13 protein-coding genes are annotated in these 14,218 nt (G+C 68.7%); 6 read left to right on the top strand and 7 right to left on the bottom strand.

Annotation, left to right across the window (positions count from 1 at the left end; translation table 11 throughout):
• Positions 1-15: 15 nt before the first annotated feature.
• The 5 genes from JI739_RS08675 to JI739_RS08655 all read right to left on the bottom strand — a co-directional run bounded on the left by JI739_RS08675 (position 16) and on the right by JI739_RS08655 (position 5,437).
• Positions 16-483, bottom strand: coding sequence for a cupin domain-containing protein (locus tag JI739_RS08675; protein WP_201683494.1), 468 nt, complete (start codon positions 481-483; stop codon positions 16-18).
• 161 nt (positions 484-644) lie between these two features.
• Positions 645-1,634 (bottom strand): Bug family tripartite tricarboxylate transporter substrate binding protein, encoded by a 990-nt coding sequence (locus JI739_RS08670; protein WP_201683493.1) that lies wholly within the window; start codon positions 1,632-1,634, stop codon positions 645-647.
• A gap of 64 nt (positions 1,635-1,698) precedes the next feature.
• Positions 1,699-2,532 (bottom strand): alpha/beta hydrolase, encoded by an 834-nt coding sequence (locus JI739_RS08665; RefSeq protein WP_201683492.1) that lies wholly within the window; start codon positions 2,530-2,532, stop codon positions 1,699-1,701.
• Positions 2,533-2,722: 190 nt separating this feature from the next.
• Complete coding sequence (gene fusA, locus JI739_RS08660; protein ID WP_201683491.1) at positions 2,723-4,771, bottom strand: elongation factor G; 2,049 nt, start codon at positions 4,769-4,771, stop codon at positions 2,723-2,725.
• Positions 4,772-4,906: 135 nt separating this feature from the next.
• On the bottom strand, positions 4,907-5,437 hold the full coding sequence (locus JI739_RS08655; RefSeq protein WP_201683490.1) for a superoxide dismutase family protein: 531 nt from the start codon (positions 5,435-5,437) through the stop codon (positions 4,907-4,909).
• Positions 5,438-5,692: 255 nt separating this feature from the next.
• Between JI739_RS08655 and JI739_RS08650 the strand changes: the two genes are divergently transcribed.
• Complete coding sequence (locus tag JI739_RS08650) at positions 5,693-6,124, top strand: hypothetical protein (protein WP_201683489.1); 432 nt, start codon at positions 5,693-5,695, stop codon at positions 6,122-6,124.
• On the opposite strand, the gene JI739_RS08645 is transcribed toward JI739_RS08650, so the two are convergent.
• Positions 6,121-7,335, bottom strand: coding sequence for a TIGR03862 family flavoprotein (locus tag JI739_RS08645; protein WP_201683488.1), 1,215 nt, complete (start codon positions 7,333-7,335; stop codon positions 6,121-6,123). The two genes, JI739_RS08650 and JI739_RS08645, sit on opposite strands and share 4 nt — an antisense overlap.
• A gap of 151 nt (positions 7,336-7,486) precedes the next feature.
• Here JI739_RS08645 and trxA point away from each other — a divergent pair, with 151 nt between their 5' ends.
• The 5 genes from trxA (at position 7,487) to JI739_RS08620 (ending at position 12,912) form a co-directional block, all read left to right on the top strand.
• Positions 7,487-7,819 (top strand): thioredoxin TrxA, encoded by a 333-nt coding sequence (gene trxA / locus JI739_RS08640; protein ID WP_201683487.1) that lies wholly within the window; start codon positions 7,487-7,489, stop codon positions 7,817-7,819.
• A 196-nt stretch (positions 7,820-8,015) separates the two neighbouring features.
• The gene (gene rho / locus JI739_RS08635) at positions 8,016-9,281 is read left to right on the top strand and encodes a transcription termination factor Rho (protein WP_201683486.1); all 1,266 of its coding nucleotides are present in this window, start codon (positions 8,016-8,018) and stop codon (positions 9,279-9,281) included.
• A gap of 260 nt (positions 9,282-9,541) precedes the next feature.
• Positions 9,542-9,799: a type B 50S ribosomal protein L31 gene (locus JI739_RS08630; protein ID WP_201683485.1), complete on the top strand. Its 258-nt coding sequence runs from the start codon at positions 9,542-9,544 to the stop codon at positions 9,797-9,799.
• Positions 9,800-9,895: 96 nt separating this feature from the next.
• Positions 9,896-11,563 carry a hypothetical protein gene (locus JI739_RS08625; protein ID WP_236589428.1) on the top strand — a complete coding sequence of 556 codons (1,668 nt, stop codon included), beginning with the start codon at positions 9,896-9,898 and terminating at the stop codon, positions 11,561-11,563.
• Positions 11,560-12,912, top strand: coding sequence for an MATE family efflux transporter (locus tag JI739_RS08620; RefSeq protein WP_201683483.1), 1,353 nt, complete (start codon positions 11,560-11,562; stop codon positions 12,910-12,912). Before JI739_RS08625 ends, JI739_RS08620 begins: the two co-directional genes overlap by 4 nt.
• Here the strand turns inward: JI739_RS08620 and phoR are convergent.
• Positions 12,875-14,215 carry a phosphate regulon sensor histidine kinase PhoR gene (phoR, locus tag JI739_RS08615; protein WP_201683482.1) on the bottom strand — a complete coding sequence of 447 codons (1,341 nt, stop codon included), beginning with the start codon at positions 14,213-14,215 and terminating at the stop codon, positions 12,875-12,877. The two genes, JI739_RS08620 and phoR, sit on opposite strands and share 38 nt — an antisense overlap.
• Positions 14,216-14,218 lie beyond the last annotated feature (3 nt).

Below are 14,218 nucleotides of genomic sequence, written 5' to 3'. Positions count from 1 at the left end.
CGGGCCCGCAGCGCGTCAGCCGTGCTGGTCCGGCTTCAGCGGCACCGGCTGCACCGACCAGTCGGCCGGTTCGTCGTCGGTATCCGACTCCCCTTCTTCCGCCGTGCGATGCACCTTGCCGGGCTTGTGGTGGGCCGGAGCGTAGATCGCGTACAGCTGCATGGGTTCGTCGCCGGTGTTCGTGACGTTGTGCCAGGTGCCCGCCGGCACCATGACGCACCAGCCGTCCGAGACCTCCTGGTCGAAGCTGAGCTTGTCCCTGGATGGCCCCATCTGGACGCGGCCGCGGCCACCATCCAGGCGCAAGAACTGGTCGGTGTCGGCATGCATCTCCAGCCCGACGTCGCCCCCCGGCGGGATCGACATCAAGGTGAGTTGCAGGTAACGACCACTCCACGCCACGGTGCGGTAGTTGCGGTTGTCAACCGTTTCTTGCTCGAGGTCGAAGGACTGGGGCTTGGGGCCGATATCTTCAATGGGCATGCGGATGTACCTTTCAGGAGAGAACGGATGACCCGATTAGAAACGCGCCCAGCTGGTTGAGCAGCGGTAAAAGTTGTCGCGGGCTGGTACCGAAGGCCGACCCGTCGGGCCATGAAAAAGGCCGGCCATGCAGGGCCGGCCCGGGTCGATCGTGGAGCCGCTTATTCGGCGCTGATGTTGAATTCCTTGATCAGCTTGGCGTAGCGTTGATGGTCGTCCGCATTGATGCGGCCCAGCGCAGCCGGCTCACCCCCCACCGGCACCAGCGCCAGGGCCGTCATGCGCGTCACCACGTCGGGCATCTTGATGATGTCGTTCATGGCGGTGTTGAGCGTGCGCACCACGTTCTGCGGCAGGCCCTTGGGACCCATGAGGCCCTGCCAGGCGCCGACGATCACGTCGGGGTAGCCTGCTTCGGCCAACGTGGGCACGTTGGGCATGAGCGGTGAGCGCTTGGGGTCGGCGACGCCGATGGCGGCCAGCTTGCCCGACTGGATGTGCTGCGCCACCGGGCCGAGCGTGGTGTACATGAAGGGGATGTGGCCACCGACCAGGTCGACGATGGCCGGGCCGCTGCCGCGGTAGGGCACCTGCTGGAGCTTGATGCCCGCGGCCTTGTTGAAGGTCTCGCCCAGGATGTGCATGGGCGAGCCGCTGCCCGGGCTGGCGTAGCTGCGGATCTTGCCCGACTTGGCCGCTTCCACCAGCTCCTTGACGTTCTTCACGCCGGTGGACGTGTTCACCACCAGGAACAGCGACTGGCTGCCGGCCTGGATGATGGGCGTGAAGTCGTTGAGCACGTCGTAGGCCGGGCCGCTGGGCCCGGACTTCACCACGAGGGTGGCGATGGAGATGGTGTTGGGAGTGAACAGCAGCGTGTAGCCATCGGCGGGTGCCTTGGCGACGTGGGCGTTGCCGATGGTGCCGCTCGCGCCCGGGCGGTTCTCGACGACGACGGTCTGGTTGAAGCGTTGCGAGAGCTTCTCGGCGTAGAGCCGGCCCAGGGCATCGGTGTCGCCACCCGGGGGGTACGACACGACGATGGTGATGGGCTTGCTCGGGTAGGCAGCCTGCGCGAAAGCCGGCCCGAAGGCGGCACTGGCGGTGAGGCCAGCGAGGGTGGCAAGGGCACGGCGGCGGGCGATGGGCATGACAGCTCCTGTTGTGGGAAGGGAAAACGCTCTGGAAATCAGGGCAATGGATCGATCACCGCACTCACCGGTATTCGCCGATGCAGCGGGCCAGCCGCGTGTACCAGGGGTGTTGCGGGTCGCGCAGGGACAGGTGGGTTTCGAAGTGGTCCCGCCCCGGCATCACGTGCAGCTCGCTGCCGCCCGGCTGCAGCGCAAGCAGCTCGTGCAGCCGGGTGTTGGAACGACGGACCCGCTCGCTGTCGTGCTCGCCCACCCACAGCGAGAACGGCACCCGGTTGCCGGCCGCCCAGCAGATGGGACTGAGCACGGCATCGAGTTCAGGGCGCTCCAGCACGCGGGTGTAAACCCGCTCCTCCAGGCTCCCGGCTGGTGGGGCCGGGTGCTGCAAATCCATGATGCCGCTGATCGGCAGGCAAGCCCGGATGCGCCCCTGCGGCGTCTCGCCGCGCCGGGAATCGGGCCCGCGCAGCGTGGCGAGCGCCGCCAGGTGGCCGCCGGCGGAATGCCCGCTGAGGAACATCGCCTGCGCGTCACCGCCGTAGGCGTGGACATGGGACGCCAGGTGGGCCAGCAGGTCCATGCTGTCCGTGAAGGCGGCGGGAAGGCGCGCCTGGTCGACCAGCCGGTACGAAGGCGAAATCATCACGCAACCCATTCGCGTGAGGATGGGCGCCATGAAATGGTTGTACTGGCGGTAGCCGTTGGTCCAGCCTCCCCCATGCCAGACCACGACCACCGGCGCATCGCGGACCTGCGCGGGAGCGATGACGTCGTAGCGCTGAAGTCGGTGGGGCCCGTAGCTCACGTCCCGTTGCACGTGCAACCCGTCCAGGGGGACCTGGCGAGACCAGTCCATGACGGTGCATGCATAGCGCTCCGCCGCGGGGAATGGCATGGGCCCCTGGTGGTCGGGGTCGGCTTCGGCATAGGACAGCAATCGGGCCTCGCATTCGTTCCGTTTCGAGGAACGATAGGTGGAGTGAAACCCAGCGAGTGTATGAACGCCCGTGCGCGTCCATACCCGGATTTGCCCGAAGGCAAGCCGGCTTCGACCGCACGCCCGGCGGGTCAGCCGGGGCCGGCGGTCAGTCCTCGTCGCGCACCTGGTGCTGCGACACCAGCTGCTGCTGCACGTGGGGCGGCACCGGGTCGTAGTGAGACAGCGCCAGCGTATAGCGACCCTGCCCCGCCGTCATGGCGTTCAGCCGTGACTGATAGCCGATCAGCTCGGACAAGGCAGCCTGCCCGCGCACCACCACCTGGCCCGCAGCCACGTGGCTGGTGCCGCTGACCTGGCCGCGGCGGGCGGACAGGTCGCCGGTGATGTCGCCCATGGCGGTCTCTGGTGCGGTGATCTCCACGTCGACCACGGGTTCGAGCACCACCGGCCGTGCCTCGCGCACCGCCGCCATGAAGGCCTTGCGGGCCGCGGTGACGAAGGCGATCTCCTTGCTGTCGACGCTGTGGTGCTTGCCGTCGTACACCACGACACGCACGTCATCCACCGGGTAGCCCGCGATCACGCCAGTGTCCATGGCCTGGCGTACGCCCTTTTCGACCGCAGGCATGAACTGGGTGGGGATCACGCCACCCTTCACCTGGTCGACGAACTCGAAACCGGCCCCGCGCGCCAGCGGTTCGACGCGCAGGAACACCTCGCCGAACTGGCCCGCACCGCCGGTCTGCTTCTTGTGGCGGTGGTGGCCCTCGGCCGCGGCGGTGACGGTCTCCCGGTAGGCCACGCGCGGCGGCTTGGTGTCGACCTCCAGCTTGTAGACCTCGCGCAGCCGCTCCAGCAGCATGCGCAGGTGCAGCTCACCAAGTCCGTAGACGATGGTCTCGTGGGTGGACGCATCGCGCTCGACCTTCAGGCACGGGTCCTCATCGATCAGCTTGCCCAGGATGTCCCACATGCGCTGCTCGTCGCCTCGTCGCTTGGGCGAGATGGCCAGCCCGTGCACCGGCACGGGAAAGGCCAGTGGCTTGAGGTGGATGTGGTTGTCCTCGGCGGCATCGTGCAGCACCGCGTCGTGGTGCAACTCCTCGACCTTGGCCACCGCGCAGATGTCGCCTGGCCCGGCGCTCGCCACCTCCACGTGGTCCTTGCCCTGGAGCATGAAAAGGTGGCCGACCTTGAAGGGCTTGCGGCCGTCGCCGACGTAGAGCTCGCTGTCCTTGCCGATCGTGCCCTGGTGGATGCGAAAGATGCCCATCTTGCCCACGTACGGATCCACGGTCACCTTGAACACGTGCGCCAGCACATGGCGCGATGGATCGGGCTTGGCCTCGATCGGACGGGCGGCCTCGCCTTCGCCTTCGAGGAACTGCGGCGGGTTGCCCTCGGTGGGATTCGGCAGCAGCTTGTCGATCACATCGAGCAGCTGCGGGATGCCCGCTCCCGTGCGCGCCGAGACGAAGCACACGGGAATCAGGTGTCCTTCGCGCAGCGCCTGCTCCAGTGGCGCGTGCAGCTCGCTGGCGTCGACGTCGCCGTCGTTCAGGTAGCGCTCGACGAACTCCGGGTCGACCTCGACCACCTGCTCGACCAACGCCCGGTGCGCGTCCTCGACCGAAGAGAAGTCGGCGCCGCCCTCGCGGCTGAAGAAGCAGTCGACCACCCGCTTGCCGCCGTCGGCGGGCAGGTTGACCGGCAGGCACTCGCGGCCGAATGCCGACTGGATGTCTGCCAGCAGCGAAGGCAGGTCGGCGCCGGCATCGATCTTGTTGACGATCACCAGCCGATCGAGCCGCCGGCTGGCGGCGTACTCCATCATGCGCACCGCCATGGGCTCGATGCCGGTCGTGGCGCTGATGACGACGGCCGCGGTCTCCACCGCCTCCAGGGCCGGCAAGGCCTGCCCGAGCAGGTCGGGCGCGCCGGGTGTGTCGATCAGGTGGATGCGGGTGTCGCCGTGGGTGAGATGCAGGACCGAGGTATTGAGCGAGTGCTGCATGCGCCGCTCGAGCGGGTCGGAGTCACTGACCGTGGTGCCCTTCTCGATGCTGCCCACGGCGCCGATCGCGCCGGTGGCGTGGAGCAGGCCCTCCACGAGGCTGGTCTTCCCGGCAGCGGCGGGTCCGACCAGGGCCAGGGTGCGGACCGCGGCAGTGCCGGGCTTGGATAGGCTTGGCATGGCTTGTCTCCTCGTGCCCCGCGGCACACCGCGGTTGCGAAAGGCTGCGCGGGCCCCCAGCGTAGGGGAACACCGCGCCAGGCACAAGCCAGCCACGGCCGGCGCAAGATGCTCTTCAGTGCGGGTGGAATCGGGTCAGCTGCGGCTGATCACGGCGCAGGCCACCCGTGCGCCCGAGTCGCCGGAAGGCTGGCTGCGATAGTCGTCGGGGTTGCGGTGCACGACGAGCGCCCGCCCCACCACGCTGGCGGGGCCCGCCGTCACCGTCAGCCCCGGCAACAGCGTGTCGATGCGCGCCACGCCCTGGGCGTCGGCGCGCAGGTTGGGCAGGTCGCCGGCGTGTCGGGCAGGGGTGGTGGGTCCGCCGTGTGGTGCCCCGCCCGGGTTGAAGTGCCCGCCGGCGCTCATGGCGTCGGGGGCGGAACAATCACCTCGCTCATGCACATGGAAGCCATGCTCGCTGTCGGGGGCCAGGCCGCGCACTTCGCCCGACAGGCGCAAGCCCCCCGCCGTCTGCGTGAAGCGGGTCACGCCGCTCACCTGGTTGCCGGCGGTGGGTCGCAAGGTGGCCAGTGCCGTGGCCTGGGACGGGCCGAGTTCGACGCTGGAACAGGCGCCCAGGACGAGCGCGGCGAGGGCCGCCGCCAAGAGGGTCGAGAGGTTCATGGACACTCCTTTTCGTTGTTGATGTCGATGGAGCCGACGCCCAGCGGCGGCCCGTCGCGATGGTAGGCGCAGAGCCGCCTTGCGGATCGAAGGTCGACTACAAGCGCCCGCGCCTGGCTCCCACCTGCACCCACGGGCCGCCGGCCTACGCTGAGTTCCAGCAGGGAGGTTGACAACATGGAAACGGTGCAGCATCAAGCCGGCCAATGTTCTCGAAGGGAGGCCGCACGCTTTCGGAATGCAGCCCTTGGCATCGTGCTGCTCGTGGGACCGATGGCCGGCGCGATGGCGGATGCCGAGCCGCAACGCTTTCCGAGCATCGAGTTGCTGCTGGCGAACGAGCCCGCACCGGCGCGGGCGGGATCCGTGGACTGGGCGGAGCGTGCACGCGCGTCGGGTGCCGCTGGCGCTCAAGGATTGAAGCTGGGTTTGCAGTGGCGTGGCGAACCTGTGGCCGGGCAGCCGGTGCAGGCCCAGCTCTGGCGTCGCTTGCGGCACGCGGGCGATGCGGACCGCGGGGTGGCCGACGAGCCTGGCGTTTACGGCGCCCGCGTCGAAATGCAGATGCCGCCCGAGCGCAGCTTGTCCCTGCGTGACCTGCTGGGCGTCCAACTGGACAACGGCGCGAAGTTATCGCTGGCGAGGCGCAACGGCCGCGTCAGCATCTACTACAAGGTGCAGTTCTAGGCACGGCCCAGGTGGCGCAGCACGCCGGTTCCCGCGAGGCGCCCGGTGGCGATGCTGGCGGTGAGCAGGTAGCCGCCAGTGGGCGCCTCCCAGTCCAGCATCTCGCCCGCGCAAAACACACCCGGGAGGGCCTGCAGCATCAAGTGCTCGTCAAGGGACTCGAAGCACACGCCACCGGCGCTGCTGATGGCCTCCTCGATCGGCCGTGGCGCCGCCAGGCGCAGGGCCAGCGACTTGATGGATCCGGCCAGGCGCATCGGGTCGTGCAGAGCCTCCCGGGACAGCCGCTCGTGCAGGATGCCGAGCTTGATGCCTTCGAGCCCGAGGCGGCTCTTGAGGTGGCTGGAGAGCGAGCGCGAGCCGCGTGGGTGCGACACCTCGGACAGCACCTGCTCGAAGCTGCGGGCGGGCAGCAGATCGAGTCGCAGCGTGGCGTGGCCCTCGCTGGCGATGCGATCGCGCAGCGCGGCGGAGAACGCGTAGACCAGGCTGCCCTCGATGCCGGATTCCGTCGCCACGAATTCGCCGAGCCGCCGAGTCCCTTCGACCTCCACCGCCACCGACTTGAACGGCTGTCCTGCGAAGCGCGATGCGAAATGCCCGCTCCAGCCGCCCGGCACATCGAAGCCGCAGTTGGCCGGCACCAGCGGCCGCAGGGCGATTCCTCGCGCCTGCAGCACGGACTGCCAGGCACCATCCGATCCCAGCCGGGGCCAGCTCGCGCCGCCCAGGGCCAGCACGACCGCATCGGCGCGAACCGTTCGTTCACCGTCCGGCGCGGCGAGCCGGACCGATCGCCCATCCTCGCCAAGGTCCAGCCAGCGTTGCCGCATGTGGAACACCACGCCACCCGCGCGCAAGCGGTGGAGCCAGGCGCGCAGCAGCGGCGCCGCCTTGAAGTCGCGCGGGAACACGCGGCCCGAGCTGCCCACGAAGGTCGGCACGCCCAGCCCATCGGACCAGTCCCGCAACGCATCCGGACCGAAGCTCCGCACGGCGCGATCGAGCAGCGGATTGCGCGGCCGGTATCGCGAGAGGAAGGTCTCGAGGGGCTCGGAATGGGTGAGGTTCAAGCCACCTCGACCCGCGAGCAGGAACTTGCGTCCAGCCGACGGCATGGCATCGAAGACCTCGACGGCGACGCCGTTCGAGCACAGCACTTCGGCGGCCGCCAGGCCTGCGGGCCCGGCGCCGATCACAACAACTTTCATCAGGGATTCGGGCTGGCGCAGCTGCCGCCGGCGTCGGTGCGCGGCGACCGGTGCGTGGGTTCCAGCCCCGGCGCAGGCGGGAACCTGTTTCTGTCACAATGCCTCGCACTGTACCTTGCGGCCCCCGGCCGAAGCCCCCAGGAATCTCAATATGGCCAGCCAACTCATCAAGAACGTTTCCGACAGCTCTTTCGAAGCCGAAGTCTTGAAGTCCGACAAACCGGTGCTGGTGGACTATTGGGCCGAGTGGTGCGGCCCCTGCAAGATGATCGCGCCCATTCTCGACGAGGTGTCCAGCACCTACCAGGATCGCCTGGTCGTCGCCAAGATGAACGTCGACGAGAACCGCGAGGTTCCGGGCAAGTTCGGCATCCGCGGCATTCCCACGCTGATGATCTTCAAGAACGGCCAGCTCGCGGCCACCAAGGTCGGCGCCATGAGCAAAGCCCAGCTCACCGCCTTCATCGATCAGCAACTGGCCTGAACCAGCGAAACAGAGGGGGGCGAATGCCAGTCGCCCCAGCTTTCCTCCCTATAATCCCCGTCAATTCACCGGTCGCCCACTTGGGCATCCGGGTCGAGCTCCCGGTCTGCGAGGCACTCCTCTCGCCTCTCGCGCAGACCCTCCCCTAGATCTTCAAGAAGAACCTCGCAAGGGGTGCCATCCCGAGTCCCACGCCATGCATTTGAACGAACTCAAGGCACTGCACGTCTCCGAAGTCCTCAAGCAAGCAGAAGAGCTTGAGATCGAGAACACCGGGCGCATGCGCAAGCAAGAGCTCATGTTCGCCATCATCAAGAAGCGCGCGCGTGCCGGTGAGCAGGTGTTCGCCGATGGCGTGCTCGAGATCCTGCCCGATGGCTTCGGCTTCCTGCGCAGCCCCGACACGAGCTACACCGCCAGCACCGACGACATCTACATCTCGCCCAGCCAGGTTCGCCGCTTCAACCTGCACACCGGCGACATGATCGAAGGCGAGGTGCGCACGCCCAAGGACGGCGAGCGCTACTTCGCACTCACCAAGCTCGACAAGGTCAACGGCCGTCCTCCCGAGGACAACAAGCACAAGATCATGTTCGAGAACCTCACGCCGCTGTTCCCGCGTGAGCAGATGCGCCTGGAGCGGGAGAACCTCAAGGGCGAGGAGAACATCACCGGCCGCGTCATCGACATCATCGCGCCCATCGGCAAGGGCCAGCGCGCCCTGATCGTGGCGCCGCCCAAGAGCGGCAAGACGGTGATGATGCAGCACATGGCCCACGCCATTTCCGCCAACTACCCCGACAGCTACATGATGGTGCTGCTGGTGGACGAGCGGCCCGAGGAAGTGACCGACATGCAGCGTTCGGTGAAGGCCGAGGTGATCGCCTCCACCTTCGACGAGCCGGCCGCTCGCCACGTGCACGTGGCCGAGATGGTGATCGAGCGCGCCAAGCGCCTAGTCGAACTCAAGAAGGACGTGGTGATCCTCCTGGACTCGATCACCCGCCTGGCCCGCGCCTACAACAACGTGGTGCCGTCCTCGGGCAAGGTGCTGACCGGCGGCGTCGACGCCAACGCCCTGCAGCGGCCCAAGCGATTCCTGGGCGCGGCGCGCAACGTGGAAGAAGGCGGCTCGCTGACCATCATCGCCACCGCGCTGATCGATACGGGCAGCCGCATGGACGAGGTCATCTTCGAGGAGTTCAAGGGCACGGGCAACTGTGAACTGCACCTCGACCGCCGCCTGTACGAGAAACGGGTGTTCCCTTCCATCCAGCTCAATCGCTCGGGCACCCGCCGCGAAGAATTGCTGCTGGCCCCCGAGATCCTGCAGAAGACCCGCATCCTGCGACAGTTCATGTACAACATGGACGAGATCGAGGCCATGGAGATGGTGCTCAAGTCGATGAAGGCCACCAAGACCAACGTCGAGTTCTTCGACATGATGCGCCGCGGCGGCTGAGGTTCGGGAGGCCCGCATAGCCTGCTGTGCGGGGCGATCTTGCACCTGCGCTTCTCGCCGTACCGACGTACGGCTGCGATGCTCGGCGCAACCTCGCGCCGCTCGCTGCGGCTCTGCGGTACCTCCCGTGCGGCTCTTGGCGCTCGACTTGGCCCCCTTCCTGGGACACTGGCGCTCCCAACTTATAATCTCGCGTTTTTCCCCGCGGAAAGTAGCCTGGATTGGCCAGGCCGGCTCCCGCACCTGACAAGGTCGTATCCATGAAAGAAGGCATCCACCCCAACTACCGCGAAGTGCTCTTCGTGGACCTCTCCAACGGTTTCAAGTTCGTGACGCGCTCGTGCGCGAACACGCGCGAGACCGACACCTTCGAAGGCAAGCAATATCCGCTTTACAAGCTGGACACGTCCAGCGAGTCGCACCCCTTCTACACCGGCACCCAGAAGTCGGTGGACACCATGGGCGGTCGCGTCGAGAAGTTCCGCAATCGTTTCGGCAAGACCGCTGCCAAGCCGTAAGCGCCTGCCACCGAAGGTCCGACGGGCCTTCCGCACACACAAGGCAGTCCGGGCGACCGGGCTGCCTTTTTTTCTGCTCCCATAATCGCGCGCGTGATGCATCCCACCCCCGCCATCGTGGCGCAGACCGCCGTGCGGCCCTTGCCGCGCTGGGCCCTGCTGCTGCTATGCGCGGCCTATGTGCTGGCCGGCTTCCTCGGGCGCGAACCGTGGAAGGCGCAGGACATGACGGCCTTCGGCTACATGTTCCAGCTCGCCATCGGCAACAGTTCGTGGCTGGCGCCGACGCTGCTCGGGCGCCCGCCCGAATTCGACGCGCTGCTGCCCTATTGGCTTGGCGCCTGGGCGATCAGGGCGACCCCCTCCGGATGGGATGCCGACCTTTCGGTGCGCATCGTGTTCATGGGCGTGCTGGCCCTCACGCTGGCGGCAACCTGGTGGGCCATCTACCACCTGGCGCGGCGGCAGAAGGCGCAGCCCGTGGCCTTCGCGTTCGGCGGCGAGGCCAGTCCCATCGACTATGCCCGCACCATGGCCGACGCCGGGCTGCTCGCCCTGGTCGCCTGCTTGGGCCTGGGCCAGCTGTCGCACGAGACCACGCCCGCCCTCACGCAGCTGGGCTGCCTGGCGCTGGCCTTCTACGGCTTTGCCGCGCCGCCGCAGCGGCTGCTGATTCCCGGCCTCGCCCTGGCCCTCGGGTTGAGCGGACTCGCCTTGAGCGGGGCGCCGACGACGGCGGTTCTCATCGCATTGGGCGGCGCCGTCCTCCTGCTGCTCGATGACGGGGGGGACGCCCGCCCCGACCGGCAGGCCCCGACCCGCTGGGTCGCCGCAGCCGCTACGGTGTTCGCCCTGGCGCTGGGCTGGATGGCCAGCGAACTCGACCTGTGGCGCTGGCGCGTGGACATCGATCGCGACTGGCGCAGCCTGGCGAGGCTGTTGGTCTGGTTCACCTGGCCGGCATGGCCGCTGGCAGCCTGGACGCTGTGGCGCTGGCGGCGCCAGCTCGAAAGTCGACATGTGGCCCTGCCGCTGTGGATCACCGCGATCGGCGTCGGCTCGGCCCTGCTCAGCTCGCCGAGCGACCGCGCCTTGCTGCTGGCGCTGCCGGCCCTGGCCGCGCTCGCCGCCTTTGCACTGCCGACCCTCAGCCGCAACGTCTCGGCCGTGATCGACTGGTTCACCCTGCTCTTCTTCACCGGTTGCGTGCTGGTGATCTGGGTCGTCTGGATCTCGCTGCAGACCGGCGTGCCGGCCAAGCCCGCCTCCAATGTCTACAAGCTGGCACCGGGCTATGAGCCCAGCTTCTCGTTGCTGGCGTTCGTCCTGGCGCTGGCCGGCACCCTGGCGTGGGCGGCGCTCGTGCGATGGCGCGTGGGCCGGCACCGTTCTGCGCTGTGGAAGTCCCTGGTGCTGCCTGCCGGGGGCGCGGCCCTGTGCTGGCTGCTGGTGATGACGCTGTGGCTGCCGGTGCTCGACTACGCGCGCAGCTACGTGCCCACCGTGCGCGGCGTGCTGCGGGCGATGGACGCGCCCGGCTGCGTGGAAGTCGCCGGGCTCGCCCGCGGACAGATCGCGGCGCTCCAGTACCACGCCGGCCTCGACCTGCGCGAGGCCGGGGAGTCCGATTCGTGCCCTTGGCGCCTGCTCGCCGCCGCGGTGACCGACCTGGGAACGCAGGGCTGGCAGACCGTGGCGGTGGTGCGACGTCCGGCCGACGCGGCCGATACCCTGCGCGTCCAGCGCCGGCAGCCCTCCCGATGACCGTGCGGCCCTCGGAGGTCGGCACCATCGCCCGGCACGCCGGCACCGTGCTGGCGGGACAGGTGGCCGTGATGGCCTTCGGCCTGACCGACACGCTGGTCGCCGGCCGGTACTCGAGCGAAGCGCTGGCGGGGCTGTCGGTCGGGTCGGCCGTGTACATCAGCGTCTTCGTGGGCTTGATGGGCGTGCTCACCGCGCAGCTGCCGATCTGGTCGCACCTGCGCGGCCGGGCCGATAACCTGGAGCTGGGCCGATCGGTGCGCCAGTCCGTCTACGTGGCTGGCGTGGCGACGGTGCTCGGCATGGGCGCGCTGCTCAACCCGGGGCCGCTGCTGGACGCGACCGAGATCCCCGTGCACCTGCAGGGCGACGTCCGCGAGTACCTGGCCATCCTGGCGTTCGCCCTGCCGGCCGCACTGCTGTTCCGTCTGTTCAGCACGCTCAACCAGAGCCTGGGCAAGCCGCTGCTGGTGACCTGGGTGCAGATCGGCTCCCTGGCCGTGAAGGTGCCGCTGTCGATCTGGTTCGTATTTGGAGGCCTGGGCCTGCCGCCGCTGGGCCTGGCCGGAGCCGCCTGGGCGACGCTGGTGGTCAACACGCTCATGGTGGCGCTCGCGATGGTGATGCTGCGCTACTCCACGATCTACCGGCCCTACCAGATCTGGCACCCGCTCGAGCGCCCCGACTGGCCCACGCTGCGAGGCTTCGCCCGGCTGGGCATCCCGACCGGGCTGGCAATCATGGTCGAGGTCACCTCGTTCACGCTGATGGCGTTGTTCATCGCGCGCCTGGGCACGGTGGCCGCGGCCAGCCACCAGGTGGCCGCCAGCCTCACCGGGCTGCTGTACATGATGCCCCTGTCGCTGGGCATCGCCGCCAGCGCGCGGGTGAGCTACTGGAGGGGAGCCGGCGATGCCCGCAAGGCCAGGCAGGCCTTGCGGCTGGGCCTGCAGCTGGCCGGCGGCCTCGCGTTGGCCAGTGCGCTCACGGTCATCGTGCTGCAGCAGCCGCTGGCCCGGCTCTTCGCCGGTCCCAATCCGCCCGTGGTGGCGCTGGCTGGCACCCTGCTGCCCTGGGTCGCGGCCTACCACGTGGCCGACGCCATGCAAGCGGTTTGCGTGTTCCTGCTGCGCAGCTTCGGCATCGCGGCCGCGGCCTTGCTGGTGTACTGCGTACTGCTCTGGGGCGTGGGCCTGGGCGGCGGTTACCTGCTGGCGTACGTGGGCGTCGCCGGACTGGAGCCGCTGCGCACACCGGTGGCGTTCTGGGGAAGCGGCGCGGTGGCCCTGGTGCTGACGGCCACCGCCTTCCTCACGCTGCTGTGGCGGGCTGCGCGACAGACCCGCTGAGCTGGCGCACGCGCTGCGCCGGCAGCACGAACGCGAACCGCGAGCCCGCGCCGGGCGTGCTGGCGATGCGCATCTCGCCACCATGCCGCTGCACCACGTGCTTGACGATGGCCAGCCCCAGGCCGGTGCCGCCGGTCTCGCGCGAGCGGCTGCGGTCCACCCGGTAGAAGCGTTCGGTCAGCCGCGGCAGGTGCTCGGGCGCGATGCCGGCGCCGGTGTCCTGCACGCTGAACTCCAGGTCGCCCGAGTCATCGAGCTGCCAGCGCACCTCGATGGCCTGCCCGTCGGGGGTGTAGCGGATCGCATTGCTCACCAGGTTGGACATCGCGCTGAGCAACTCCGAACTCGAGCCCGCCACGTCGGCGCGGGGCGGCGCCTCGAATACCAGGCGATGCTGCTTGTGCAGCAGGTCCGACAGCGCGCGCGCATCGGACTCGCAGCGGGTCGTGAGCGTGTTCAATGGGGTCCACTCGCCGGTGCCCGGGGTGGGACTGCCCTCCAGGCGCGACAGCGTGAGCAGATCGTTCACCAGCGACTGCATGCGCTGCGCCTGCTGCGCCATCAAGCCCAGGTAGCGGGCGCGGTCGTCCTCGGCCAGTGGCAGGTTCTGCAAGGTCTCGACGAAGCCGGCGAGCACCGTGAGCGGCGTGCGGATTTCGTGCGACACGTTGGCGACGAAGTCGCGCCGCATGGTCTCGGCCTGCTCCAGGGTGGTGACATCGCGCGACAGCAGCAGCAGCCTGCCCTCGCCATAAGGGTGCAGCCGCAGCGACACACGCACAGGCCGGCTCGGCAGGCTGCCTCGGCCGGTGATGACCACGTCATGCGCGAAGTCGCCGCTGGCCCAGTAGGCGGTGAAAGCCGGGTCGCGCAGCAGGTTGCCGATCAGCTGCATCAGATCACGCTGGGCATCGATGCCCAGGTGAGCGGCGGCCGTCTGGTTGCACCATTCGATGTGCCCCACCCGATCGAGCAGGATCACGCCGTTCGGCGAGGCCTGGATGGCCGACAGGAACTCCTGCAGTCGCAGCTGCGCCTGCTGCGTCTCCTGTTCGCGGGTGCGCAACGCACGCCGCACCCGGTCGGTGACCTCGCCCCAGACGCCGCTCATGCGCGGGACGTCGCGCGAGTCGGGCCGGCGCAGCCACCTCAGCACGCGAAAGGCGCGCAGCAGGTCGAGCACGAACCAGGTCGCCCCAGCCAGCGCGGCGCCGAGCGCCGCGCCCCAATGCCCCGCCAACCAGACGCCGGCGATCCCCCCGACCGCCAGCAGCAGCACGAAGGAGCTGATGCGCCAGGTCATGAA

The organism is Ramlibacter aurantiacus, from assembly GCF_016722895.1.
Classification (GTDB): domain Bacteria; phylum Pseudomonadota; class Gammaproteobacteria; order Burkholderiales; family Burkholderiaceae_C; genus Ramlibacter; species Ramlibacter aurantiacus.
Note: the sequence above shows the minus strand (reverse complement) of the source record. Positions and strands in the feature narration are given on the sequence as shown.

Excerpts from the sequence above, each read along its gene's own strand:
- JI739_RS08675 (WP_201683494.1), bottom strand. The coding sequence starts at position 483 with ATGCCCATTGAAGATATCGGCCCCAAGCCCCAGTCCTTCGACCTCGAG.
- JI739_RS08670 (WP_201683493.1), bottom strand. The coding sequence starts at position 1,634 with ATGCCCATCGCCCGCCGCCGTGCCCTTGCCACCCTCGCTGGCCTCACC.
- JI739_RS08665 (WP_201683492.1), bottom strand. The coding sequence starts at position 2,532 with ATGCCATTCCCCGCGGCGGAGCGCTATGCATGCACCGTCATGGACTGG.
- fusA (WP_201683491.1), bottom strand. The coding sequence starts at position 4,771 with ATGCCAAGCCTATCCAAGCCCGGCACTGCCGCGGTCCGCACCCTGGCC.
- JI739_RS08655 (WP_201683490.1), bottom strand. The coding sequence starts at position 5,437 with ATGAACCTCTCGACCCTCTTGGCGGCGGCCCTCGCCGCGCTCGTCCTG.
- JI739_RS08645 (WP_201683488.1), bottom strand. The coding sequence starts at position 7,335 with ATGAAAGTTGTTGTGATCGGCGCCGGGCCCGCAGGCCTGGCGGCCGCC.
- trxA (WP_201683487.1), top strand. The coding sequence starts at position 7,487 with ATGGCCAGCCAACTCATCAAGAACGTTTCCGACAGCTCTTTCGAAGCC.
- rho (WP_201683486.1), top strand. The coding sequence starts at position 8,016 with ATGCATTTGAACGAACTCAAGGCACTGCACGTCTCCGAAGTCCTCAAG.
- JI739_RS08630 (WP_201683485.1), top strand. The coding sequence starts at position 9,542 with ATGAAAGAAGGCATCCACCCCAACTACCGCGAAGTGCTCTTCGTGGAC.
- JI739_RS08625 (WP_236589428.1), top strand. The coding sequence starts at position 9,896 with ATGCATCCCACCCCCGCCATCGTGGCGCAGACCGCCGTGCGGCCCTTG.
- JI739_RS08620 (WP_201683483.1), top strand. The coding sequence starts at position 11,560 with ATGACCGTGCGGCCCTCGGAGGTCGGCACCATCGCCCGGCACGCCGGC.
- phoR (WP_201683482.1), bottom strand. The coding sequence starts at position 14,215 with ATGACCTGGCGCATCAGCTCCTTCGTGCTGCTGCTGGCGGTCGGGGGG.